The 25,388-nt window shown below is 63.9% G+C and carries 19 protein-coding genes and 1 other RNA gene; 16 read left to right on the top strand and 4 right to left on the bottom strand.

Annotated elements, in window-relative coordinates; all coding sequences use genetic code 11:
- Window positions 1-3: 3 nt before the first annotated feature.
- The 6 genes from AZ34_RS12675 to AZ34_RS12650 all read left to right on the top strand — a co-directional run bounded on the left by AZ34_RS12675 (window position 4) and on the right by AZ34_RS12650 (window position 7,074).
- Complete coding sequence (locus AZ34_RS12675; RefSeq protein WP_035608601.1) at window positions 4-2,238, top strand: chemotaxis protein CheA; 2,235 nt, start codon at window positions 4-6, stop codon at window positions 2,236-2,238.
- Between the two features lie 91 nt (window positions 2,239-2,329).
- A complete protein-coding gene (locus AZ34_RS18925) occupies window positions 2,330-4,015 on the top strand; it encodes a methyl-accepting chemotaxis protein (RefSeq protein ID WP_035608599.1) in 1,686 nt (561 codons plus the stop codon).
- A 21-nt stretch (window positions 4,016-4,036) separates the two neighbouring features.
- Window positions 4,037-4,600, top strand: a complete 564-nt coding sequence (locus AZ34_RS12665) for a chemotaxis protein CheW (RefSeq protein WP_081767206.1) — start codon at window positions 4,037-4,039, stop codon at window positions 4,598-4,600.
- Window positions 4,601-4,632: 32 nt separating this feature from the next.
- Window positions 4,633-5,433 (top strand): CheR family methyltransferase, encoded by an 801-nt coding sequence (locus tag AZ34_RS12660; RefSeq protein ID WP_035608595.1) that lies wholly within the window; start codon window positions 4,633-4,635, stop codon window positions 5,431-5,433.
- Between the two features lie 7 nt (window positions 5,434-5,440).
- Window positions 5,441-5,998: a chemotaxis protein CheD gene (locus AZ34_RS12655; protein ID WP_081767205.1), complete on the top strand. Its 558-nt coding sequence runs from the start codon at window positions 5,441-5,443 to the stop codon at window positions 5,996-5,998.
- On the top strand, window positions 5,995-7,074 hold the full coding sequence (locus AZ34_RS12650) for a protein-glutamate methylesterase/protein-glutamine glutaminase (RefSeq protein ID WP_035608592.1): 1,080 nt from the start codon (window positions 5,995-5,997) through the stop codon (window positions 7,072-7,074). Before AZ34_RS12655 ends, AZ34_RS12650 begins: the two co-directional genes overlap by 4 nt.
- Window positions 7,075-7,190: 116 nt before the next feature.
- Here AZ34_RS12650 and ffs read toward each other — a convergent pair.
- Both ffs and AZ34_RS12645 read right to left on the bottom strand, forming a co-directional pair.
- Window positions 7,191-7,287, bottom strand: an RNA gene (ffs, locus tag AZ34_RS18005) — signal recognition particle sRNA small type.
- A gap of 61 nt (window positions 7,288-7,348) precedes the next feature.
- Entirely contained in the window at window positions 7,349-9,148 is a 1,800-nt protein-coding gene (locus tag AZ34_RS12645; protein WP_035608590.1) for a methyl-accepting chemotaxis protein, read from the bottom strand.
- 198 nt (window positions 9,149-9,346) lie between these two features.
- Here AZ34_RS12645 and dnaX point away from each other — a divergent pair, with 198 nt between their 5' ends.
- The 5 genes from dnaX (at window position 9,347) to AZ34_RS12620 (ending at window position 14,286) form a co-directional block, all read left to right on the top strand.
- Entirely contained in the window at window positions 9,347-11,329 is a 1,983-nt protein-coding gene (gene dnaX / locus AZ34_RS12640; protein WP_035608589.1) for a DNA polymerase III subunit gamma/tau, read from the top strand.
- Window positions 11,330-11,396: 67 nt separating this feature from the next.
- On the top strand, window positions 11,397-11,729 hold the full coding sequence (locus AZ34_RS12635) for a YbaB/EbfC family nucleoid-associated protein (RefSeq protein WP_035608587.1): 333 nt from the start codon (window positions 11,397-11,399) through the stop codon (window positions 11,727-11,729).
- Between the two features lie 17 nt (window positions 11,730-11,746).
- A complete protein-coding gene (gene recR, locus AZ34_RS12630; protein ID WP_035611670.1) occupies window positions 11,747-12,337 on the top strand; it encodes a recombination mediator RecR in 591 nt (196 codons plus the stop codon).
- Window positions 12,338-12,571: 234 nt separating this feature from the next.
- The gene (locus tag AZ34_RS12625) at window positions 12,572-13,366 is read left to right on the top strand and encodes a basic amino acid ABC transporter substrate-binding protein (RefSeq protein ID WP_035608584.1); all 795 of its coding nucleotides are present in this window, start codon (window positions 12,572-12,574) and stop codon (window positions 13,364-13,366) included.
- Window positions 13,367-13,533: 167 nt separating this feature from the next.
- The gene (locus tag AZ34_RS12620; RefSeq protein ID WP_035608581.1) at window positions 13,534-14,286 is read left to right on the top strand and encodes an amino acid ABC transporter permease; all 753 of its coding nucleotides are present in this window, start codon (window positions 13,534-13,536) and stop codon (window positions 14,284-14,286) included.
- Window positions 14,287-14,290: 4 nt separating this feature from the next.
- On the opposite strand, the gene AZ34_RS12615 is transcribed toward AZ34_RS12620, so the two are convergent.
- Together AZ34_RS12615 and gloB are read right to left on the bottom strand one after the other, a co-directional pair.
- Complete coding sequence (locus AZ34_RS12615; RefSeq protein ID WP_051509786.1) at window positions 14,291-15,913, bottom strand: transglycosylase SLT domain-containing protein; 1,623 nt, start codon at window positions 15,911-15,913, stop codon at window positions 14,291-14,293.
- Complete coding sequence (gloB, locus tag AZ34_RS12610) at window positions 15,910-16,707, bottom strand: hydroxyacylglutathione hydrolase (protein ID WP_035608579.1); 798 nt, start codon at window positions 16,705-16,707, stop codon at window positions 15,910-15,912. The genes AZ34_RS12615 and gloB overlap by 4 nt, the downstream gene beginning before the upstream one ends.
- Window positions 16,708-16,744: 37 nt before the next feature.
- Here gloB and AZ34_RS12605 point away from each other — a divergent pair, with 37 nt between their 5' ends.
- From AZ34_RS12605 to AZ34_RS12585, 5 genes are all read left to right on the top strand, one after another.
- Window positions 16,745-17,638: a class I SAM-dependent methyltransferase gene (locus AZ34_RS12605; RefSeq protein WP_197026549.1), complete on the top strand. Its 894-nt coding sequence runs from the start codon at window positions 16,745-16,747 to the stop codon at window positions 17,636-17,638.
- A 69-nt stretch (window positions 17,639-17,707) separates the two neighbouring features.
- Window positions 17,708-18,184, top strand: coding sequence for a ribonuclease HI (gene rnhA, locus AZ34_RS12600; RefSeq protein ID WP_035608575.1), 477 nt, complete (start codon window positions 17,708-17,710; stop codon window positions 18,182-18,184).
- Between the two features lie 168 nt (window positions 18,185-18,352).
- The gene (locus AZ34_RS12595) at window positions 18,353-19,630 is read left to right on the top strand and encodes an efflux RND transporter periplasmic adaptor subunit (protein ID WP_035608574.1); all 1,278 of its coding nucleotides are present in this window, start codon (window positions 18,353-18,355) and stop codon (window positions 19,628-19,630) included.
- A 440-nt stretch (window positions 19,631-20,070) separates the two neighbouring features.
- The gene (locus AZ34_RS12590; protein ID WP_197026548.1) at window positions 20,071-21,861 is read left to right on the top strand and encodes a ShlB/FhaC/HecB family hemolysin secretion/activation protein; all 1,791 of its coding nucleotides are present in this window, start codon (window positions 20,071-20,073) and stop codon (window positions 21,859-21,861) included.
- Window positions 21,797-25,388 (top strand): beta strand repeat-containing protein (locus tag AZ34_RS12585; protein ID WP_035608568.1); only part of this gene is annotated, 3,592 nt, incomplete at its 3' end. The genes AZ34_RS12590 and AZ34_RS12585, both read left to right, overlap by 65 nt.

Below are 25,388 nucleotides of genomic sequence, written 5' to 3'. Positions count from 1 at the left end.
GCCATGAATCTGGATGCCGCGCTGAAAACTTTCATTGTCGAGAGCCGTGAAATGCTCGTCGACATGGAAAACGCCCTGCTGTCCATCGAGCAGAATCCCGAGCGCGAAGAAGCCGTGAATGCGATCTTCCGCGCCGCGCACACCATCAAGGGTTCTGCAGGCCTGTTCGGACTGGACCATGTCGTGGCCTTCACCCATGTGGTCGAGAGCGTGCTGGACCATGTACGTGACGGTCATCTGGCGATTGACGACGATCTGGTCGTGCTGCTGTTGTCCTGCTGCGATCATCTTGGGACTCTGATCACCACGATCGACGCTGGCAACATGGGGCCCAGCGAGGAACTGGACGAGGTGGCGGCGCCCTTGCTGGCCCAGTTGCGCGGCCACTTGGCGCGCGCGGGTGGAGGGCAGGCACCGGTGGGCACGGGTGCCGTGCCAGGTACCGCTGTCGTGACGGCCAAGGAAAGCGAGGCGCAGGTCGAGCGCATCGCGCGCGACGGCAGCGATCCGCGCAGTCTTTGGCACATCTCGCTGCGTTTTGGCCCGAACGTGCTGCGCAATGGGATGGACCCGTTGTCTTTCATTCGCTATCTCGGCCGCATCGGCAAGATCATCGGCATCGCAACCTTGCCCGATGCCTTGCCGTCAGCGACCCAGATGGACCCGGAGTCCTGCTACCTCGGCTTTGAAATCGCCTTCTCCAGCAGCGCCAGCAAGTCGACCATCGAAGGTGTTTTCGAATTCGTGCGTGACGACGCCCGCATACGCATCATTCCACCCGAGGCACGACTGCAGGAATACGCGGACCTGATTCACGAGTTGCCCGAGCAGGACATCCGACTGGGCGAGATTCTGGTGCGTTGCGGCAGCATCACGCCGCATGAGTTGCAGGAGGCTTTGTCCATCCAGCAGAGCGCCCTGGCCGATGCGCAGATGTCTGGGCAGATCGAGGCCGAGGTCCCCATGCTGGGCAAGATCCTGATCGAGCAGCAGGTGGTGGAGCCTCAACTGGTCGATGCTGCGCTGGAGAAACAAAAGCGCATGATCGACAAAAAATCCAGCGAAGCCAAGTCGCAGGAGAGCAAGACCATCCGCGTCGATGCCGAGAAGCTGGACCAGCTGATCAACCTGGTGGGCGAGCTGATCATCGAAGGCGCCACTTCTAGTTTGCTCGCACGGCAATCCGGCAGTCCGCAGCTTGAAGAGAGCACATCCAGGCTCGTGGGCCTGGTTCAGGAGGTCCGCGACAGCGCGCTGCAGTTGCGCATGGTCAAGATCGGTGCAACGTTCACTCGCTTCAATCGCGTGGTGCATGACGTCGCTCGCGAGTTGGGCAAGGACATCGTGTTGCGCTTGTCTGGCGAGGACACTGAGCTGGACAAGACCGTGGTCGAGCGCATCGGAGACCCCCTCACGCATCTGGTGCGAAATGCGATGGACCACGGGATCGAGCCGGTCGAACGGCGTCTGGCACTTGGCAAGCCAGCGCGAGGTACCGTCAGTCTGAACGCCTTCCATGATTCGGGCAGCATCGTCATCGAGGTGGGGGACGATGGCGGCGGCCTGCGCCGCGACAAGATATTCGCCAAGGCGGTGGAGCGTGGCCTCATCGACCCGACTCGTGTTCTGACGGACAACGAGGTCTACGCCCTGATTTTCGAACCCGGGTTTTCCACCGCCGAGACGGTGACCAATCTTTCCGGTCGGGGCGTGGGCATGGACGTCGTGAAGCGCAACATCACTGCCTTGCGCGGCAGCGTGGACATCCAGAGCGTGGAGAACGTAGGCACCACCGTGACCGTACGGCTGCCGCTGACCCTGGCCATCATCAATGGTTTTCAGGTGTCGGCAGGAGGGTCGGTTTTTGTCATTCCTCTCGAAATGGTCGAGGAATGCGTGGCTTATAGCGACGACGGTGAATCGCACTACACGAACCTGCGTGGCGAGGTATTGCCTTTTGTCCGGCTGCGCGACATCTTCGATCTGCAGGAGCCGCTGCCCAACCGTCAGAACATCGTGGTCGTGCGTCATGGTCGACAGAAGGCGGGCATCGTCGTGGATGCCCTGAATGGCGAATTGCAGACGGTCATCAAGCCGCTGGGCAAGATGTTTCAAAGGGTACGAGCCATCAGTGGCTCCACCATTCTGGGTAGCGGCGAAGTGGCGCTGATCCTGGACGTGCCGGCGCTGCTGCAGGAGGCGTCACAAGAAAAGGTGCCCAGCATTCCGGATCCGTGAGTGACGACGCTTGTCGCCCAACCGAGCAGTCTTCCGCGGGGCCGCGCATGACCGCCCCATTCCGTTCAACAAGCAAGGAAAGAGCAGTCCCATGTTTTCACATTTCACGATCGGTGCCCGGCTGATCGCAGGTTTCATTCTCACGGCTTTGATCGCCGCCGTGGTGGGTGTTGTCGCGCTGAATAGCTCGGCGTCCATGAATGACCTGGCCGAGGCGATGTACCAGAAGGAACTGATGGGCTTGTCGCATATCAAGGAAGCCAACGTGTCCTTGATCGCGGTCGGACGGGCTCGTTCGAACTACCTGCTCGCCACCAGCGAAGAGGAGCGCGCGCGGCACCTGGAATCGGTGAAGAAGAACTCTGCCGCCGTGAAGGAGCGCATCGACTTGGCGCGCCCGCTGTTCGTCTCGGACAGAGCCAAGATCTTGTTCGCGCAAGTCGAGCAGATCTGGGTGACCTACCAACGTGATCTGCAGGACTCCCTTGATATCGCACGTCGCAAGCCACTGGCCGATCGTGATGCTGAGCTTACCAACGCCCTGGCGAAGGTGCGTGAATCGGCCGACAACCTGGACAACATTTTCTCCGAACTGAATCACCAAAAGGAGGAGCGGGCCAAACACGCCAACGACGAGATCGAGGAGCTGTACCAAGGCAGCCGCAACATGATGATTGCGCTGATCGGTTTGGGGGTGTTGCTCGGCGTCGTGCTGGGTTTTGCCATCAGCCGCAGCGTGACCCGCCCGCTCGCAAGGGCGGTAACGATCGCTGACGCCTTGTCCGAGGGTGACCTGAGCATGGAAATTCAGGTGAAAGGGCGCGATGAAACGGCTCAGTTGCTGACGGCGATGAAAAACATGGTGGGTAAGTTGTCGCAGGTGGTGACCGACGTCAACAACGGCGCCGAATCCTTGGCGAGCGCCTCTGAGGAGGTGAGCGCCACGGCGCAGGCCCTGAGCCAGGCCGCCAGCGAACAGGCTGCCGGTGTCGAGGAAACGAGTGCCTCGATCGAGCAGATGACGGCTTCCATTTCCCAGAACACCGAGAACGCGCGCGTGACCGATGGCATGGCGACCCAGGCCGCCACGCAGGCCGCCGAGGGCGGTGAGGCCGTCAAAGCGACCGTTTCCGCGATGAAGCAGATTGCGCAGAAAATCGGCATCATCGACGACATCGCGTACCAGACCAATCTGCTGGCGCTGAACGCAGCCATCGAGGCGGCGCGAGCCGGCGAGCATGGCAAGGGCTTCGCAGTCGTGGCGGCCGAGGTACGCAAGCTGGCCGAGCGCAGCCAGGTCGCCGCCCAGGAAATCTCCACCGTCGCATCCAGCAGCGTGGAGCTGGCCGAGAAGGCTGGACACCTGCTCGATCAGATGGTGCCGAGCATCAAGAAGACCTCGGATCTGGTGCAGGAGATCACGGCCGCGTCCGAGGAACAGTCCTCGGGTGTTTCGCAGATCAACGCTGCTGTAGGCCAACTGAGCCAGACCACGCAGCAAAACGCTTCCAGCTCGGAGGAACTGGCCGCGACCAGCGAGGAGATGAGCAGCCAGGCCGAGCAGCTCCAGCGCACCATGGCCTTCTTCAAGGTGGTGGAAGGTCGTGCGGCATCGGCGTCCGGCGCTGCGGCGACATCCGCCGCACCGCGCAAGCCGGCGGTCCCGGGTCGAGGCGGTCGCGCGCTGGCGGTCCGCGGTGAATCCAAGGCCAAGCCTTCCGCGCCTGTCTCTTTTCACGAGCGGGAGCCTGATGAAGCCAACTTCGTCAAGTTTTGACCGCGCGGATGGAGTTCACCCATGACAGCACTCGTTCCCAGCGGATCTTCGAATCCGAATTCGAATGCGATGGTGGCCGCCGCGCATGACCAGGAGCCCACCCAGTACCTGACCTTCATGCTCGGTGGCGAGGTCTACGCCATCGGCATCCTGTCCATCAAGGAGATCATCGAATACGGCGGCCTGACCACCGTCCCCATGATGCCGGTCGCGATTCGGGGCGTCATCAACCTGCGGGGGGCCGTGGTTCCCGTCATGGACCTGTCGGCGCGTTTTGGCCGCGCCTCTAGCGAGGTCACCAAGCGCACCTGCATAGTGATCGTCGAGACCGAGGTCCAGGGCGAGCATCTTGTGATCGGCGTGATCGTCGACGCCGTCAACGCGGTCCAGGAGATCGCGCCCGCGGAGATCGAACCCCCGCCCACCTTTGGCATGAAGATCGCTTCGGACTTCATTGCGGGCATGGGCAAGGTCAATGGCAAGTTCGTGATCCTGCTGAACATCCATCGTGTGCTGCAGGTGGACGAGCTGGAGCAGCTGCAAGGCATCGCGCAGCTCTCCGCGCCTGATACCCCTCACGCTTGACTTGAGTCGCACATCGCAGATTCAAGATATCGATGACGGAGATTCAGGAGCACGAGTTCGCGAAGTTCCAGGGCTTCATCTTTGACCAGGCGGGCATCACGCTCTCCGATGCCAAGAAGTCTCTGGTCAGCGGGCGCCTGGCCAAGAGGCTGGCGCACTACAGGCTGAGCAGTTACTCAGACTATCTGAAGCTGCTTCAGGGCGGCTCAGAGCCGGGAGAGGTGCAGATTGCCATCGATTTGCTCACCACGAACGAAACCTACTTCTTCCGGGAGCCCAAACATTTTGAGCTGCTGCTCAAGATTGCCCGCCAAGCCACCCAGGAGAACCGTGGCCTGCGTGTCTGGAGCGCGGCCAGCTCGACCGGGGAGGAGCCCTACAGCATCGCGATGGTGCTGGCCGATGCCCAGGCTGGCCTGCCTTGGACGGTGCTCGGCACGGATGTGAGCAGCAGGGTATTGCGTCACGCCCGCATCGGGCACTACCAGATGGAGAGGGCGAGCAATATTCCCGCCGATTTCCTCAAGAAATACTGCTTGCGCGGGATTGGTGTGGAAGCAGGAACCATCCTGCTGCAACGGGAGTTGCGGGAACGCGTGCAATTTTCACAAGTCAATCTCAACAAACCATTGCCTGCGCTCGGGCAATTTGACATCATCTTCCTTCGCAATGTGCTGATTTATTTCAGCAATGACACCAAGCGGCAGGTCGTGCAGCGCCTGCTGGGACACCTGCGTTCCGGCGGCCATCTGCTGATCGGCCATTCCGAGTCCCTGAACGACATCACCTCCGCAGTTCGAGCGGTCGCGCCATCGATCTACCTGAAGCCCTGAATTCGTCATGAGTTCGTCCACGCACAAGGTGTTTCTGCTGCCAGGGGATTTCCATGTCGGCGATGAGCACTTCCATATCCGGACCCTGCTCGGCTCCTGTGTCTCGATCACGCTCTGGCACCCGCGCACGCGGATTGGCGCAATGTCGCATTTCATGCTGAGCGGCAGATCGGGCGAGAAGCGCCTGAATGGTCGTTATGGAGAAGATTCCTTGGAGCTCCTGATGGCCGGGCTGGAACTGAAGGGGGTGCATGCTCAGGAATGCGAGGCCAAGGTCTTTGGCGGTGGCGCCATGTTCACCACCGATGGGTCCATCAAGCTCAAGGACATTGGCCGCTGCAATGGCCTCGCTGCCCGCGCCATGTTGCAGGCCAGGCACATACCGGTGGTCAGCGAGAGTCTGTTTGGAACGGGCTACCGCAAGATCATGTTCGATATCAAGACTGGGGATGTCTGGATGCGCCATGTGGGTCTGAGCGATTCGATCATGCTGGCACCCCGTGGCGCGCAGGAGGAGGCGAAGTCACCCGAGCCGGACCGGCGCTTGGCGAAAACACCTTCATGAGCATCTCGGTTCTGATCGTCGACGACTCGGCAGTGGTGCGACAGGTGCTCGCGGCCGTGCTGCGCAGCGATCCAGCGCTGGAGGTGATGAACGCCGCCTCTGACCCCATCCTGGCCATGGAGCGCATGAAGAACAACTGGCCCGACGTCATCGTCCTCGACGTCGAGATGCCGCGCATGGATGGCCTGACCTTCCTGCGCAAGATCATGGCCGAGCGGCCCACGCCGGTGGTGATCTGTTCCACCCTGACGGAAAAGGGCGCCAAGACCACGATCGAGGCGCTGTCTGCGGGCGCGGTCGCGACTATCGCCAAGCCCAAGCTCGACCTCAAGAATTTCCTCAATGCCAGCGCGCGAGAGTTGATCGCCGTGGTCAAGGACGCTGCGGGGGCGAACGTAGCTCGTTTGGGGCGGCAAGGGTCCAAGGCGCCCGACGCGCCGCGTGACAAGCACACGGCCGATGTCATCCTGCCGCCTGCCGCCGAAACCCGCGCCTTGAGCCAGACCACCGAGCAGGTCATCGCGATCGGCACGTCCACAGGAGGCACGCAGGCGCTCGAGGAGGTGTTGGTTGAGTTGCCGCGCGTGAGTCCGGGCATCGTCATCGTCCAGCACATGCCGGAGAAGTTCACCGCCGCTTTTGCCGCGCGTCTCGATGGCCTGTGCCAGATCGAAGTGCGTGAGGCGGTGAACAACGACCGCGTGGTGCCGGGGCGCGCCCTGATCGCTCCGGGTGGCAAGCACATGCTGCTGCGCCGCGCCGGCGCCCAGTATTTTGTCGAGGTGGTGGATGGCCCCCTGGTGAACCGGCACCGTCCCTCAGTCGACGTGCTGTTTCGCTCGGTCGCCAAATGTGCAGGCGCCAATGCCCTGGGCGTGATCATGACCGGCATGGGAGACGACGGCGCGGCCGGCCTGCTGGAGATGCGCAATGCCGGCGCGCGCACGGTGGCGCAGGACGAGGCCAGCTGCGTGGTTTACGGCATGCCCAAGGAAGCCGTGAAGCGCGGAGGGGTCGAGAAGATCATTCCGCTGCAGGCGATCCCCAGGGAGATCCTTCAGCAAGCGGGGCGCTGAAGAGCGACCGTGGACGGGCAGCCCCCTTGAGGGTGCTGGGTACTGCTGGCGTTTGCCAAGTCCTGAAGCTCAGTGAAGGTTTGCGTTCGAGGCAGGCAATCTTCAATGATGGAATGGGTGACGGACCTCGACCCCGGCACTGGCTCCGTGGTTAGGGCTGCTTGGTTCCCCACCTGACCCGGTTGGCCGCTTCACCATGCGGGAAGGCCCGTCGAGGTTCATTGTAGCGCCTGCCTGAGTCGTCGGGCCGATTTGTCATTCCGCCGGGCCGGTATCAGAAGGTTTCCCAATCGTCGCCCGAGGTGGGCGTGCTCCCCTGTTGCCCGGTCAATGCGGCTGGCGTGGCTGCGGGCGTGTGCAGGCGCTGGGTGAGCCGAGGCGCGGCCGCACGGCTGGCTTGAGCCCGCCCCCTAGGCGGGGTGATCTGCGCGGACTTTGCTGCGGCGGTGGTTGGGACCTTGGCGCGGGGCTGCGTCGGGGGCGCAATCGCTGTTTCCTTGCGGGCGTAAGGGGAGGGTGTGGAGAAGGGCGCTGCTGCATTGACCCGAAACACACCGATGGTGCGTGCCAGCTGGCTGGCCTGGGTTTCCAGCGATTGGGTCGCGGCGGTGGATTCTTCCACCAGCGCGGCGTTCTGCTGCGTCACCAGGTCCATCTGAGTCATGGCCTGGTTGACCAGCTCCAAGCCTGCGGTTTGCTCCTGTGTGGCTGCGCTGATCTCGGCCACGATGTCGCGCACGCGCTGCACGCTGGTGACGACGTCGCGGATGGAGGCGCCGGCCTGCTCCACGAGCTGCGTGCCCGCGTCCACCTTGTTCACCGTGTCGCCGATCAGGCCCTTGATTTCCTTGGCGGCTTCGGCCGAGCGCTGGGCCAGGCTGCGCACCTCGCTGGCGACCACGGCGAAGCCGCGGCCCTGTTCCCCCGCGCGCGCGGCTTCGACGGCGGCGTTCAAGGCCAGGATGTTGGTCTGGAAGGCGATGCCATCGATCACGCCGATGATGTCCACGATGCGGCGCGAGGCTTCATGGATGCCGCCCATGGTTGCGACCACCTGATCGGCCACCTGGCCACTGCGCGTGGCTTGATTGGCTGTTTCTTGGGCCAACTGGTTTGCTTGGCGCGCGTTGTCCGCGTTGTGGCGCACGGTGGAGGTGATTTCCTCCATGGAAGCGGCCGTTTCCTGCAGTGAGTTGGCTTGTTCCTCGGTGCGGCTGGACAGGTCCAGGTTGCCGGCCGCGATCTGCGTGGCCGAACTGGCGATGGCCTGCGAGCCTTGCAGCACGTCGCCGACGATGCCGCGCAGGCGTTGGGTCATGTCCTGTAGCGCGCGCAGCAGTTGCGCGGCTTCGTCCCGTCCCTCGGCACGGGGCTCGCGCGTGAGATCGCCGCTGGCCACCGCTTGCGCTGCCTCCACCGACTTGGTCAGCGGTTGCACGATGCTGCGCGTCAGCGTCCAGGCGATCAATGCGCCGGCCGCCGCGATCGTCAGACCGATGGCGCCCAGGAGCATGTACCCTCGCGCCGCGCTGCGGTCGATGTCCATGCCCATGCGGTCGATGCTGGCGCGTTGGTGGTCGCGCAGACCCTGCAGGCTGCCCAGATAGTCGCGCGAGGCCGGCAGGAAGGTTTGCTCGAACAGGCGCTTGGCTTCCTCCAGCTGGCCGCCTGCCTTGGCGGCGATGATGGCGTCGCGCGCCTTGATGTAGGCCTGACGATGCTCAGTCAGCTTGTCGAACATCGCCTGTTCTTGTGGCGTGGAAATCAGCTTGGCGAACTGGGCTTGGCGCTCACTGATTTCCTTGCTGGAGGCCGCGTTGGCCGCCGCGAACAGCTCGGTCAGGGCGTTGTCGCTGCTGCGAGCCACGGCCGTGGCGCGTTGCACGCTGGCGCTGATGCCGGTGTACCAGTCGGAAACCAGGCGTTCCTTTTGCAGTGGCTCCTGCATCATCTGGCGCGTGGCGTCGGCGCTGTGTCGGAGTTGGTAAATCCCGCTGACCAGCATGATCAGGGAGAAAACGATGAGCAGGCCGAAGCCCGCGGCCAGACGTGTGCCGATGCGGAGGTTGTTCATGGAAGGTGACGGCTCGTGCGGTGGTTTCAGGAGCGATGGGCCAGGCGGGGTGCTGCAAGGCCGCAAAAACTGATCAAACCTGTGGTTCAGGTTTGATTCAAGGGTTTTATCGGATTGACGGATTCTAATTGTTTTGAAACTGATGGGCGAAATGATGACGCCAAACGCATCGACGGGCACCACATAGAATCCGTGCCCATGTCTTACCTCGTGCTCGCCCGCAAATACCGTCCCCGGAGTTTTTCCGAAATGGTGGGCCAGGAGCATGTGGTGCAGGCGCTTGCCAACGCGCTGACGCAGCAGCGTTTGCACCACGCCTACCTTTTCACCGGCACGCGCGGCGTGGGCAAGACCACGGTTTCGCGGGTGTTGGCCAAGTCGCTGAACTGCATCGGCCCGGACGGGCAGGGCGGCATCACCGCCCAGCCTTGCGGTGTCTGCCCGGCCTGCCTGGACATCGATGCCGGCCGCTTCGTCGATTACACCGAGTTGGATGCAGCCTCCAATCGGGGGGTGGACGAGGTGCAGGCCCTGCTGGAGCAGGCGGTCTACAAGCCCGTGCAGGGGCGTTTCAAGGTCTTCATGATCGATGAAGTGCACATGCTGACCAACACGGCCTTCAATGCCATGTTGAAGACCCTGGAAGAGCCGCCCGAGTATCTGAAGTTCGTGCTGGCGACCACCGACCCGCAGAAGGTGCCGGTCACGGTGCTGTCGCGCTGCCTGCAGTTCAACCTGCGTCCCATGGCGCCGGAAACGGTGCTGGAGCACCTGACCCGCGTGCTGGCCGCCGAGAACGTTCACGCCGAGGTGGGCGCCCTGCGCCTGCTGGCGCGTGCCGCGCGCGGTTCCATGCGCGACGCCCTGAGCCTGACCGACCAGGCCATCGCCTTCGGTGCGGGGCAGTTGGAAGAGGCTGCGGTCCGCCAGATGCTGGGCAGCGCCGACCGCGGTCATGTGCTGCGCTTGATCGATGCATTGGCCCGAGGCGATGGGCAGGCTGTGGTCGAGATTTCCGATGCCTTGCGCATGCATGGCCTCTCCGCAGCCGCGACCCTGGAGGAAATGAGCGCCGTGCTGCAGCGCATGGCTGTCAACCAGGCCACGGGTGGCGCGCATGCGGCGGATGCCGCAGACCTCGTCGACCCAGACGCTGCGGACATCGCCCGCCTGGCTGCGGCCTTGCCGCCCGACGAGACGCAATTGCTCTACAGCATCTGCCTGCATGGCCGTGCCGAGCTGGGCCTGGCGCCGGATGAATACGCCGGCCTGACCATGGTCTTGCTGCGCCTCTTGGCCTTCAAGCCTGGCGCCATCCCAGGCGCGACGCAGGAAAAAAAAACTCTAGCGTCGGCTGAAGCCGCAACGCCTGCGCCAGTCGGGGCTGTGCCCACACCGGCTTCCATGCCGCTATCCCGACCTGCGTCGACCTCCGCTCCGTCCAGCCCGATGCCGCTGCCTGCGGCGCGTGCATCCGCGCCTGAGGCGAGCAGGCTGGGCCGGTCGATGACCTCCGATGCCGCACCAGCGCCGAATTCAGCGCCTGTAACGGTTGCGAACACGCCAGTGGTGGCGTCCGCTGCAACCCTCTCGGCCGTGCCGCGTCCCGGCCAGCGCCTGCCCGTGGTGGATGCGGTGCGCCCCCCCGCCGCCCCGTTGGCGGTTCGCCCGTTGGTGGCCACCCCCCCGCCCGAACCCGTCCCCCTGCCTGTGCGTACCGCACCCGAGGCCCGTGTGGACACCCCCGCCCCCGGCGCTGCAGGCACGCCGCTGGTGCTGACCGAGGAGGGGGATTTCTGGCATGGCCTGGTGCGAGAGTTGGTCGCCGCCGAGGCCGTGACCGCGCTGGTGCGCGAGCTTGCTTTGCAGTCCCAGTTGGTTGCGCGCGACACCAGCGCAAGCAGCCAGCATTGGTTGCTGCGCGTGGAGCGTGAATCGCTCAATTCGGGCAGCAGCCGTGAACGTCTGCAGACCGCCTTGCAAGCCGCTGGTCATGCGGTGACGTTGACCGTGGAAATCGGACGCGTCAGCGACAGCCCTGCCAAACGCAACGCAGCCGCAGCCGCTGAGCGGCAGCAGGCGGCCGAGCAATTGATCCACGAAAACCCCTTCGTGCAGGCGATGATGCGCGACTTTGGCGCGAAAATCGTGCCCGGCAGCATCAAGGCGGTGGATGCCTGAGCCCGCGCCACGGCTGCGACGCGGGTGCGATCCTCGCCACGACCCATTCATCAAATAAAGGAAAAGCATGTTCAACAAAGGACAACTCGCTGGTCTCATGAAGCAGGCCCAGGCCATGCAGGACAACCTCAAGAAGGCGCAGGAAGAAATCGCCCTGATGGAAGTCACGGGCGAGTCCGGTGCGGGCCTGGTCAAGGTCACGATGACGGGCAAGCACGATGTCAAGCGCGTGGTCATCGACCCCAGCCTGCTGACCGAGGACAAGGACATGCTGGAGGACCTGGTCGCCGCCGCCTTCAATGCGGCCGTGCGCAAGGTTGAGGAAACCTCGCAGGAAAAGATGGGCAAGCTGACTGCCGGCATGCCCGGGTTGCCCGGCGGCATGAAGTTCCCGTTCTGACATTCTTGCCCGCTGGCGTGTCCGACCCCCATTCCCTGGAGGCGCTGATTCAGGCCTTGCGGCGCCTGCCCGGCGTGGGACAGCGCTCGGCCCAGCGCATGGCCTTCCATCTGCTGCAGCATGACCGCGAGGGCGCGCAGCTGCTGGCGGGTGCCTTGCAGCAGGCGGTGGTGCAGGTGCGGCACTGCGCGCGTTGCCACACCTTCAGCGAAACCGAGATCTGTGCTCTGTGCAGTGATCCGACGCGCGATACCAGTCGTCTCTGCGTGGTCGAGACACCCGCAGATCAGATGGCGCTGGAACGCACCGGCGCCTACAAGGGCCTCTACCATGTGCTGATGGGCCGCATCAGTCCGCTGGACGGCATCGGCCCGAAGGACATCGGCCTGCCGGCCCTGCTGATGCGCGCGGGCGATGGCAGCGTGCGCGAAGTCATCATTGCCACCAACTTCACCGGGGAAGGGGAGGCCACGGCACATGTGATTTCCGAGGCGCTGAAGAGCCGGGGCGTCGCCGTCACCCGGTTGGCGCGGGGTGTGCCCATCGGCAGCGAATTGGAATATGTCGATTTGGGCACCATCGCCCATGCCCTGGCGGATCGGCGCTGAAGGCGCGGTCGGGGCTGGCGGGGTGGATACGCGCGCACGGTGTTTCAGGACGGGTACGAATATTGCTGGTTTCGGCTGCGTTGCCGGCGCGGCCCGGATGGAGTCTACGGCTCAGGTGAGCCGGTTGCCTCCACGCGCGGCACAAGCTGCGTCGAACCGGTCAAGGTGCTCGCAAACCAAGCGACAATCACGGTTCCGGTTTCTTTTTTGTTTCTCACCCCTACAAGGACTTTTATGCAAACCGCACAATCCAAGCGTTCCTCTCTCAAATTGGCAGCCCTGGTGCTGGCGGGCTTGGCCGTCGCCGGCCTCGCCGCCTGCGGCAAGAAGGAAGAAGTCGCTGCTACCAAGGCTTTGGTGGTGGGCACCGATGCCGCCTATGCGCCTTTCGAATCGCAAGATGCCCAGGGCAACATCGTTGGTTTCGACATCGACGTGGTGAAGGCCATCGCCGCCAACCAGGGTCTGGAAGTCAAGTTCGTGAATACGCCTTGGGAAGGCATCTTCAACACCCTGGCCCAGGGTGACCGCGACCTGCTGGTGTCGGCCATCACCATCACCGACGAGCGCAAGCAGACGATGGATTTCTCCAACCCCTATTTCGACGCCAAGCAACTGATCGCCGTGGCCGAAAAGTCCAATGTCGCCAAGTTCGCCGACCTCAAGACCTTGAAGGTGGGTGTGCAGACCGGCACCACGGGTGACGACGTCGTGCAAGGCCTGCTGGGCAAGGACAGCGCCAACATCAAGCGCTTCGAGTCCACGCCCCTGGCCCTGAAGGAACTGGAAGCCGGCGGCGTGCAAGCCGTGGTGGCCGACAACGGCGTGGTCGAGAACTACGTCAGCAACAATGCCAACTTCAAGTTCAAGACTGTGAGCGACGACAGCTTCACCCCCGAGCAGTACGGTATCGCCGTGCGCAAGGGCAACACCGAGCTGCTGGAAAAGATCAACAAGGGCCTGGCCGCCATCAAGGCCGACGGCACCTACGACAAGATCCACGCCCAATGGTTCGGCGGCAAGAAGTAAGCCGCATCTGAGCATCAGATCCATCGGCCTGACCTGATCTGATCTGCATCCGGACGTGGCGGCCTGCGTGACCGAATCGGTGTCACGCAGGCCGCCCGCGTTTCAGGCAGGTCGCTGGCGCCGATGGGTCCGCAGCGATTGATTCAACAAGAAAGCAGCAGACGACCATGGATTTGCGCTGGAACATCCTTGTCGGGTACGCGCCCCTATTCATCTCCGGTCTGAAGACGACCATCCTGGTGACATTGGTCGCCATCGTGGTGGGCCTGGTATTGGGGCTCTTGACCGGACTTATCACCAGTTCCCGCAAGGCTCCCCCGCCGCGTTCCGCACTGGCGCGCTGGGCGATCAAGCCCGTGCAATGGCTGGCTGTGGCCTATGTCACCTTTTTCCGCGGAACGCCGTTGTTCGTGCAGATCCTGCTGGTGCATTTCGCGCTCATGCCCACGCTGGTGCATCCCGAACACGGCCTGCTGCTGGCCGGCCCGCTGGCCAGTGAATTCCGCCAGAACTACGGTGCCTTCTTCTCAGGCGCCGTGGCGCTCTCGCTGAACGCCGGGGCCTACATCTCCGAGATCTTCCGCGCTGGCATTCAATCGATCCATCAAGGACAGACGCAGGCGGCCTACAGTCTGGGGTTCACGCACGCGCAATCGATGCGCTACGTGGTCGTGCCCCAGGCGGCGCGCCGCATGGTGCCGCCCCTGGTGAATGAAGCCATCATGTTGCTGAAGGACTCGTCCCTGGTCTCGGCCATCGGCCTGGCGGACCTGGCCTTGGCGGCGCGTACCGTGGCGGGTGCGTATTCGCGTTACTGGGAACCCTACCTCGCGATTTCCGCGTTGTACTTGGTGATGACGCTCTTGCTGTCCCTGGCAGCCAAGCGGCTGGAAGTGCCGGAGCACCAACGGGGCAAGTAGCGCCTCAGCTGTCCTTGCGCACTGGCGTGCCCAGGGTGGATGTGACGGGCATCCAGCGGTACAGCACGATGTTCTGCCCCGGTTGGAAGCTGTCGCCCACCTTCAATTGGTTCCACTCGGCCACCTTGGCCGGGGCAATGCCGTAGCGGCGCGCGATGAGGCTCACCGTGTCGCGCTTGCCGGCTTTGTAGACCACGCGGCGCAGTTCGGTCTCGGGGAAGAAATTGAGTTGGCCGTGATCGGCGATGCGCTCCGCCACATCGTGTTCGTGATCGCTGGCGCGCGGCACCAGCAGGGTGGAACCGGCGCGAATGATCATGTGGCTGGGAATGGCATTGGCCAGTCGCAATTCCTTCTCGTCAATCTTGAGCCGCTTGGCCACGTCCGTGGTCTTCATGGTGCGGGGCGCGGTCCAGACCGTCCAGCTGGCCAGCTGGCCTTTGTCCTCGGCGACATAGCTTGCAAGGTTGCGTTCGAAGGTGATGGCGTTGTCCCAGGGCAGCAGAATTTGCGGCGTGCCCGCCGCCAGGATCACCGGACGGTGCAGGGAAGGATTCAGCGCCTTGAAGTCTTCCAGTCGAACCTCGGCGAGTTCAGCGGCGAGTTCCACGTCAATGTCGCGCGTGATCGCGACGCTGTCGAAAAAGGGGTGGTTCTCGAAATTGGGCAGTGTGATGGCGAAGCGTGCCGGGTCGGCGATCAGATTCTTCATCGCTTGCAGCTTGGGCACGTAATAGCGCGTTTCCCTGGGCATCAGGGGGTAGAGCGATACGTAGTCGGTCGGCTTCTTCAGACGCTTGTTCTTCGCGATGGCGCGGCCCACAGCCCCTTCGCCCCAGTTGTAGGCCGCCAGCGCGAGGTGCCAGTCGCCAAACATGCCGTGCAGTTTTTCCAGGTAATCCAGCGCAGCGCGGGTCGAGGCCAGCACGTCGCGACGGTCATCGCGGAAGGCGTTCTGCCGCAGTTGATACACCCGTCCGGTGCTGGGAATGAACTGCCACATGCCTGCGGCGCGCGCATGCGAGTAAGCCTGGGGGTTGTAGGCGCTCTCCACGAAGGGCAGCAGGGCTAGTTCGGTGGGCAGGCCGCGGCGCTCAATCTCCTCAATGATGTGGAAGAGGTACATGCGCGAGCGCTCGATCATCGCAACGAATTCCTCGGGCCGCGCCGCATACCACTGCTCGCGCCCAAGCACCAGGGGGCTCTCGAGGTCCTTCATGGTGAAACCCTGGCGGATGCGATGCCAGAGGTCGGTGGGCGGGGCCAGTGTGATCACCGCGTGCGTCGCCGGGGAGTACGGCGCTGGCAGGGGCTGCAGGTCCTCCGCAGGCACAGGCAGTGACGGCAGCACGGCTTCTGTGGCGGTCACTGCCTGAGGCGTCTCAGCCGAGGCCGGTGGCGTGTTTTGCGCCGTCGAGTAGCTTGCCTCGCCCTGTGTGGTCGGTGCTGGTTCTGGCACCGCATCACGCCGTGCCAGCTCGTCGGTCAAGGCGCAACCACTCAGCCCCAGGCCCAGTGCAAGTCCCCAAGCCAATGCCAGGGTGCGAGGTCTGGAAAGCGTGGTCAGTGCCAAGTTCAGATGACGCGGCGCGCAGAAAGAGGGGGTGGCGGGAGACAAGGATTTCATCGGAACTCGTTTTTCCACTGGCGCAGGGCGGCGAAGGTGTCGACTTCGGCAGGCCCCAGACCGGTCAAGGCATGCGCGGCCGTGCGCGCGACAGCTTGAACGACATCGGGATGGCGGCTGCGCAGAAAGGGGTTGATGGCGCGCTCTTGCGCGAGGGTCGAAGGCAGCGTAGGTTGGCCCTGGGCGCGCAGGGCCTCGCAACGTTGGTTGTGTTCGCGCAGGGCCTCGTTGTCGGGCTCCACGGCGCGTGCGAAACGCAGATTGCTCAGGGTGTATTCGTGCGCGCAGCATACGCGAGTGGCGTCGGGCAGGCGGCCGAGCTTGTCCAGCGAGGCCAGCATTTGCGCGGGCGTCCCCTCGAAGATGCGGCCGCAGCCTCCGGAAAACAGCGTGTCGCCGCAGAATAGCAGGGGCGACGGCGGTTCCAGCGCGGCGCCATCGGCGCAATACCAGGCGATGTGGCCCGCGGTGTGGCCGGGCACGTCCAGCACCTCGAAACGCAGCCCTAGCAACTCCACATGATCTCCTTCGCTCACGCGGGTGATGGGGTCGGGCATGGCCTCGCCCGCCGGGCCGTAGACCGCTGCACCAGTTGCCGAGCACAGCTCAGGCACGCCACCCACATGATCCGTATGGTGATGCGTGACTAGAATGGCCCGCAGCGTCAGGTGCCTGGTTTGCAGTGCGTCCAGCACGGGTTGGGCCTCGGCCGGATCGACGACGATGGCCTGCTGCTGGTCATGCAGCAGCCAGATGTAGTTGTCGGTCAGCGCGGGCAGAGGAAGCAGCGTCACAGTGCAAGGTTATTCAGAGGAGGCATGGCGGCGGGTCATGAGCAGCGAAATTATAGATTTGCGGTCCTGGTGCGAGACCCCTGCGGGCGGCTATCTCTTGGCTTGGGAACGGGCACAGTATGAGCGCGCCGTGGCCGACATCTTTGGCTACCACGCCCTACAGCTGGGTCTGCCCGCGCTGGACACTCTGGTCGCCAATCGCATGCCGCACCGCTGGCTCGCGGGCTACGGGCCAGCGGTGCCGGACGAAAGCAGTGCCACGCTCCGGACGATCTCGCTGCACACCGACTACGCCGCCCTGCCTTTTCCCGAAGGCAGCCTGGATCTGGTGACATTGCCTCACACGCTGGATTGCCATCCCGATCCCCATGCCGTGTTGCGTGAGGTGGCGCGCGCGCTCGCGCCCAGTGGGCGGGTACTCATCAGTGGCTTCAACCCCATGAGCCTGTGGGGTTGGCGGCAGCGGCGCGAGGCCTGGTGGGCGCGCACCGCGCACGAGGCCGGCTGGCACTGGTGGGCCGAACACGGCAAGCCCGTGCTGCCCGCGGGGCTGGGACTCATCAGCCCCTGGCGCCTGCGGGACTGGCTGCAGTTGCTCAATCTGGAAGTGGAGGACGCAGAACCTGGCACCGGATATGGCCTGTGGCGGCCCTTGCTGCGCAGCGCGCCCTGGCTGCACCGATGGCGTTGGCTGGACCAGGCCGGAGCGCGCTGGTGGCCGGTGCTGGGCGCGGTGTATTTCGTCGTGGCCGTCAAGCGGGTGCACGGCGTGCGCCTGCTCGAGCCGCGCTGGCGCCGTGCCGCGAGTGCGGCTCCACAGGCCGCACCGGCTTCCTTGGTGCGGCACCAGCGAGAATCGGCGGCTTCGGATACCGCCATCGCGAGGCCTGAAGGCTTGGACGAGGTCGTCACCCGCCCGTCACGGCGATGATGGAAAACATAAGTCAGCACAAGAAAGGACGGCAGTTTGAGCCTAGTTCAATCACAAACAAGCAAGGACGTGAAAGTCGATGCGAATCCGGTCGAGATCTACACCGATGGGGCCTGCAAGGGCAATCCCGGTCCCGGTGGTTGGGGCGTACTGCTGCGCGCCGGCGGTGTGGAGAAGGAGCTGTTTGGTGGTGAGCCGGCGACCACGAACAACCGCATGGAGTTGATGGCGGTGATCCAGGCGTTGGAGGCGCTCAAGCGGCCCTGCCACGTCGTCCTGCACGCTGACAGCCAGTACGTGCTCAAGGGCATCACCGAATGGCTGGCCGGCTGGAAGGCCAAGGGTTGGAAGACCGCGAGCAAACAGCCGGTCAAGAATGTCGATCTCTGGCAGCGCCTGGACGCGCTGGTCCACGGTGCTGCGGGGCAGGGTGCGACGCACCGCATCGAATGGTGCTGGGTCAAGGGGCATGACGGCGACCCGGGCAACGAGCGCGCGGATGCGCTTGCGAACCGGGGTGTGGAACAGGTGTCGGGCCGTCGTTGAGGGCCGATCTCCTCATGCCGCATGCCGTCATCCGGAGGCTTGACCAACGGTTTACACGGTTCTGGCATGCTTCCTGCCGCTGCAACAGTCGGTGCCGCGACGGGCACTACGCTCCCTCGTCCCTGCGCTGAGAGCGCAGACACCCCAGACAATTTCTGATTGATTTGCATGGCTTCCAGACTTCTTTATCCCGTGATCGCGGCCCTGGGCATCGGCGCGGCGTCCGTCGCGGCCTGGTGGTTTCAGCATCGCCCGCCGGCGACCAGCATGAACGTGGTGCCGGCCTCGTCGACTGGCCCGAGTGGTGCCTCGTCGGCGGTACCCCGCGCCGCGACTCCCGGTGGCGGCATGCCCAGCGTGGAGGCTGCGGCGGTCGTGCTGGCGCGGGTGCAGGATGACGCCCAGGCGGTAGGCACCTTGCGTTCGCGTCAAAGCGTGGTGCTGCGCCCCGAGGTGGCCGGGCGGATCGCCGAAATTGCGTTTCGCGACGGTGCACGCGTCAAGCGTGGCCAGTTGCTGGCTCGCCTGGACGATGAGTTGCCACGCGCCGAACTGAGTCAGGCCGAGGCGCAGTTGTCCATCGCGCGCGCCAATCTGCGACGCAACGAGGAGTTGGTGGCCCAGAGCTTCGTTGCGCGCAGTGTGCTCGATGAAAGCCGCGCCAATCTGCAGGTGGCCGAGGCCCAGGCTGCCCTGGCCCGCGCGCGGCTGGCGCGCATGCGCATCATGGCGCCTTTCGACGGCATCGTGGGCATGACCAAGGTGGACCTGGGGGAGTACGTGCGTGATGGCGCCGACATCGTCAACCTGGAGGACATTGAAGCCCTCTATGTCGACTTCCGCCTGCCCGAGCGGCTGCAATCCAAGGTGAGGCCCGGACAAAGCGCACAGGTCTACGTGGACGCGCTACCGGGGCAGGCGATCGAGGCCAAGGTTCAGGCCATCGACCCGCTGGTCGATGCCGACGGTCGTTCGCTGGCGGTGCGGGCCTGCATCGACAACCGCAGGCAGCTTCTGCGGCCCGGCATGTTCGCGCGGGTCACCACGGTGTTTGGCGCGCGCGACAATGCGCTGGTCGTGCCCGAAGAGGCCATCGTGCCCCAGGGCAGCAAGCAGTATGTGTACCGGCTGGAGGCCGCCGGGCCGGGCGCGGCATCGGGAGGCCAGGACGGTGACCCTGCCCTGCGCGTGGCACGTCGACTCGAGGTGACCACCGGTTTGCGACAGCCCGGTCGGGTCGAGGTGGTGCAGGGGTTGGCGGCGGGCGACGTGGTCGTGACCGCTGGTCACCAACGCATTCGTAACGATGGTGCACAGGTGCGGGTCTCGCTGATGGCACCTGGCGTCTCCTCAGCGGGCGGTGAACCGCAAACGGTAGGCGGTATGCAGCCCAGGCCTCGCGCCACCGGCGCTGCGGGCGCCCAACCGGGCAATCCCTGCGCCTGACCTGAGCCCCGCCGTCGCGGCGGGTTGGCGCGCATCGGGGACTTCGTGTTCCTGAGGGATGCAGGGTTTATGTCGCACCCGAGGCATCCAGTTTGTAACTGGAATTTTGTAACAGAGCCCGGTTCTCGCGCGGGAAAACCCGTCCATCTCCTCCCGGGCGTGTGAAATATGTTGCAAGCTCGCGCCGCAAGATCGAGATACAACGATTTGTATCGTGTTACCTCTATAGAACGAAAGCTAACTCTTTTACACTTCGAGGGTATTTGCCTGAGTAAATAAACACTTGCATCGCTTCTCTTGTCGTGTCGGCGCTCATCACAGAATATCCCCGCTTGAGTCATCGGGAAAGTGTCATCGCGCCTCACGCCAGCACCTGCGGCATGCGCAGGATGCATCGCCTCGGCTTGCGTGTTTTGCGGAAGGCTTTGCTGGTGTCGAGCATGGGGTTGATCGTGGCTGCTGAAGCCTTCGCGCAGCAGACCCCGCTGCCCGACGCTCTGCAACCGGGTGGGGCCCGACCGGACACGTCGACTCGCATGCCGCCCACGCCCGAGTCAGGGGGCTTGTTGGAGATCCCCCCCCTGGTGGAGCGTTCACTGGCGCCGGGCGAGGGGCCGCGCATCCTGGTCGTCCGTTTTGAGTTGCAAGACGCACGCGACATCCCGCTTTTCGCCATCCAGCTCGACGAGGTGCGTCAGTTGCTCGACCAGGCCGTGCGCGAACAACAGGCTGAGGGCTTCACCATCGGTGAAATGGAGGCCGTGGCCAACCGCGTGACCAACTACTACCGTCAACGCGGCCTCATCTTGGCCAAGACCGTTCTGCCGGTGCAGACGGTCAGTGAAGGGCTCGTGACCTTGCAGGTCATCGAAGGCCGACTGGGTCAGGTTCTGGCCGAAGGCAATGCCTTGTATTCCCCGCGCGCGCTCGCACGGCCGTTTCATGACTTGATCGGTGAGCCGGTCAGTCAGCAGCAGGCGGAATCGGCACTGCTGACGCTTACCGATTACCCCGGCCTAGCGGTGTTCGGAACCTTCCAGCCGGGCAAGCGGGTAGGCGAGGCGGACTTGCTGCTGCGTGTGCCCAACGAGGAGCAGTTCAACGGCAGTCTGCGCCTCGACAACCAGGGCAGTGAAACCACGGGTCTTTACCGTGCCCGTGCCCAGCTGCATTGGAACAACCCGACCGACCATGCCGATCGCCTGTCGCTCACCGTGCAGCAGAGCGTACAACCTGCCAACAACTTGTACGGCGCACTGGAGTATCAGCTGATCCATGATGGCTTCTGGCAGGGCGGCGGTTTTGCCCGTAGCAACCAGTTCACCGTGGGCGGGGAGTTCGCGGACCAGGACATCAGTGGTACATCGGATCAATACGGCCTGTTCCTGAAGCAGGTCTGGTGGCGCAGTCGCGAAGGCAATTTTTCCACCCAGCAGGAACTGGCGTCCAAGACGTCTGCCACTGACCGGTTTGGTGAGCCGGCCAACGAAGACAAGCTCACCGTGCTCAAGCTGAGTTTCAACTATGACTCGGTGGACACACGGCTCAGCGGCCTGAACTACGCCGGGTTGGAGTTCAGCCAGGGTTTCAACGACCTGTTGGGCGCCATGGGCGACAGCGACAGCGCCCGTGCCTTGCCCAGCGGGCGACGCCCGAGTCGCCTCAGCGGCGAGCGAACCGCCTCCAATCAAAATATCTACGCTGAAGGTGCGTTCAGCAAGGTGCTGGCCTTCTATTCGCGCTTGCAGAACATCACCAGCAGTTCGTCCCTGCTGCTGAGAACCGAGGTGCAGTTTTCCGAGGATCTGCTGGTGCCGATGGAACAGTACGCCGTCGGTGGCGCGGATCACTTGCGCGGATATGACGGCTCCTATACGCTCTATGACACAGGCGGCCTGCTCTCGCTGGAGTACATCCTGCAGGCCCCGGGGCTGGGTGATGCCCAGGCACCTTTCGGCGGTTTTGGCGGTGGGTGGCGTTGGCGCGATCTGCTGCAGGTTTCCTTGTTCTACGATCATGCGCTGGGTCGCAAGAACCAACCTCTGCCCAATGAACCGCGAGGCACTTACCAACTCTCCGACGTCGGCGTCGGCGCGCGTTTCAATATTCCGAACAAGCTGAACTCGCGAATTCAGCTTGCCTATCCACTGACCGATGAAAGCGGCAATGAGCAAGATGCAGCGGCGAAATCGGAGCCTCGACTCTGGTTCGACCTCGCCTGGCTTTTCTGATCGGGTCTCCCTGACCCGGATCACGCCCATCGCCCTGGCCGCCGCCTTGGCCCTGGGCGGCGTAGCCCTGCCCCTGCCGCTCTACGCCGGGCCCAAGGGTGGCACGGTGGTGGGCGGCAGCGGCAGCGTCAGCCGCCCGGATGGCACCACCACCAACGTACAGCAAAACAGCCAACGGCTGGCCTTGGAGTGGGACAGCTTCAACGTCGGGGCGGATGAGCGAGTCAATTTCTACCAGCCCTCGTCCAGCGCCTGGGTGCTCAACCAGATTCTGGACGGCAACGCCAGCGTCATCCGTGGCCAGATCAATGCCAATGGCAACGTCATCCTGGTCAACGGCAACGGGGTGTATTTCGGGTCGACCGCGCAGCTGAGCGTGGGCTCGCTCGTGGCCTCGGGGCTCGGCTTGTCCACAGAAGGCTTCATGGCGGGGCAGCTCAAGTTCGAGCGGCACACTGGCACCAGTGGCCGCGTCGTGAACCGTGGCGTGATCCAGGCCGCCACCGGTGGCAGCGTGAGCCTGCTGGGTGCCAGCGTCGAGAACTCCGGCACCATCATCGCCAAGGCCGGGCGCATCCACCTGGGCGTGGGCGAACGTATCACCCTCGATTTCGACGGCGATGGGCTGATGCGTTTTGCCGTCGACGAAGCCCTTCAAGAGCAGATCGATGGCCTGGACACGGCCATCCTCAATAGTGGTGAGCTGCGGGCCGAAGGCGGCCAAGTCGTGCTGGAAGGTCGCGTGGCGCGCGACGTGTTCGCCCATGTGGTCAACAACGAAGGCGTCATCAAGGCTGGGCGCATCGACAACACGGGGGGCGTGATTCGCCTGGTTGGTTTTGGCGGTAGTGCAAGCTCGGTCCTCAACAGCGGCACGCTGGACGCGGCGGGCCGCGACGCGACTAGTACCGGCGGCCAGGTGCATGTGCTGGGCGAACGCATCGCCCTGACAGGCAACGCCCTGGTGGACGCCAGCGGTGCCAAGGGCGGCGGCGAAATCCTGATCGGTGGTGACTACCAGGGCAAGAACCCGGAGATTCCCAATGCGGACAAGGTGGTTGTCACGTCTGGTGTGCAGATCAAGGCGGATGCGACCGAGCAAGGGGATGGGGGCAAGGTCATCTTTTGGGCGGATGACTGGACGCGTTTTTACGGAAGCGTGAGCGCGCGTGGTGGCCAAAACGGCGGCGATGGTGGTTTTGCGGAAGTGTCCGGCAAGAACCAGCTGGCCTATTCGGGCACGGCCGATTTGAGCGCGTCCCAGGGGCAGACGGGTACATTGCTGCTGGACCCGGAGGACATCAACATTGTCGCTGGCACCGGGGCGGACGATGCCGCGTTGGGGGACCAGCAGGCCTTGTTCGCTGATGGCGCGAGTGGCGATTTCGTGATCGGTGCCGACACCATCAACAGCCAGACCGCGAATGTCATCCTGCAAGCGACCCAGGACATCACGCAGGCTGCGGGCGCGGACATCAACATCGCCGCCAGTGGCGTCGGCATCACCCTGCAGGCAGGTCGACATATCGACCTGCAGGCGGGCGTCACCACCAACGGTGGCCACATCCATTTGGAAGCCGACTCGCAGCATTCCAGCGACGGACCCGCCGATGGCACGGGGACGCTCACCATCGGTGGCACGGGTCTGACCAGCGGTGGCGGCCAGATCACCCTGATCGGCGCGGACTTCGACATCACCCAGGCGGTGAATGCCGGATCGGGCAACATTGACATCGCCTTCAGCACGAATGCCGCCATCACCCTCGATGTCAGCAGCAGCCTGTCCATTGCAGAAATCGACCAGTTCGCGACCACGGGCTTGGTGCGGGTGGGGGCTGCGACGACTGCGGGTGCCAATGGTGCAGGCGGGGGCGTCGACCTGAGGGCCAACAGCATCACCCTGGCTGGTGACCTGACGATCACCGGCGCGAATGGTTACCAGCTCAGCGCCACCGATGGCATCGACTTGGGCGGCAATGCGATTGATGTCGGTAACAGCGACCTGACCCTGGAAACGACCAACAGCGCTGCCGGCGACATCACGGGTTCGGGCGACATCACGGGCGGCGCCGTCAGGCTCAACGCGGCGGGTGACATCACCGTCACCGGCACCGTGAACGGTGACAGCGTGCTGTTGCAGGCAGATGGCGACATCGGCACGGGAACATCCGATCGCGTCACGACCAACACCAATGATCTGGGCATCGTCGCTGGCGGCTCCGCCTGGGTCGCCAACACGGGCTCCAGTGCGGCCACCCTGGCTGGGTCTGCGGTTGGTGTGTTCGACGTTACCCACGGTGGCAGTAACCTCACCATCGAATCCACAACGGATGCCGACGGTGCTCCTGTCGATGGCATGAGTGCGGGTTCGATCAGCGTCTCGGTCACAGGTGGTGGTGACCTGCGGGTCAACGAGACGATCGGCGCGGACAACGGCAATGTGTCACTGTCGGCGAATGCCATCACGCTGGCCGCCGACGTGAATAGCACCGGTAGCCAGACCTACACGGGCGCGGTGACGCTGGCGGCGGACGTGACGCTGACGGCGAAGAATGGCAGCAATGTCCGGCAACTGATTACCTTCGAGAGTACGGTTGACTCAGAGGCGTCGAATGCCCACGACTTGACGCTGGACGGTAATGGCGTGTTCGAAGGGGTGGTGGGCAGTGCGACCAACGGTGAACTGGGTGCGCTGGACATCCTGGGCACGCTGAACCTGCAAGGCGACCTGTCAGTTGCATCTTTGGGCGTGGCGGGCGCGAGCAGCCTGGGTGGTGATGTGACGACAACCGGCGCGCAGACCTACGAGGGTGCGGTGACTCTGGTCACGAGCACTCGCACGCTGACGGCTGGCAGCGGTCTGCTCATCGACATGCAGGGTGGTCTGACCGGGAACGGTTTCGATCTACACATTGCGACGGGCAACTGGAAGCTGACCGGCAATGCGACGGGTCTGGGCAGCCTGAGCGTGGATGGTGCGAGCAGCCTGGGCGGCAACGTGATGACATCGGGTGCGCAGAACTACTCGGGCGTCGTGACCCTGACCGGTGGCATGGTTCTGCGCACGCTGACGGGGACGATCATTGACTTTGGCGACAGCGTCAATGCGTCGACGGCAGGGCAGGAGAGACTGAGGGTAGTGGGCGCGGCGAGCTTTTCCGGAGCGGTAGGAACAGGAACTGCGTTGGGTTCGTTGGAGGTGACGAGCACGAGCAGCCTGGGCGGCAACGTCACGACGACGGGAACGCAGACCTACACGGGAGCGGTGACGTTGACGAGCGACGTGGCGCTCAATACGACCCACAGTGCTGTGACCTTCAGCAGCACGGTGAACAGTCAGAGCAGTGCAACGAATGATCTGACAGTCAATACCGGATCGCAGACGGTCAGCTTTGGGGATGCTGTTGGCGGAGGGACGAACGGTGCTTTAGGCACATTGACAATCAGCAATACCTCCGCTTCCGGGGTGGCCTTGCCTGCGGTGACAGCCTCCGCACTCAGCATCTCAACAAACGGCAGCATCACGC

The sequence above is a fragment of the Hylemonella gracilis str. Niagara R genome (assembly GCF_000600295.1).
GTDB lineage: Bacteria > Pseudomonadota > Gammaproteobacteria > Burkholderiales > Burkholderiaceae_C > Hylemonella > Hylemonella gracilis_A.
The sequence above is the reverse complement of the archived record's forward strand: the minus strand, read 5'-3'. Positions and strand labels throughout refer to the sequence as shown.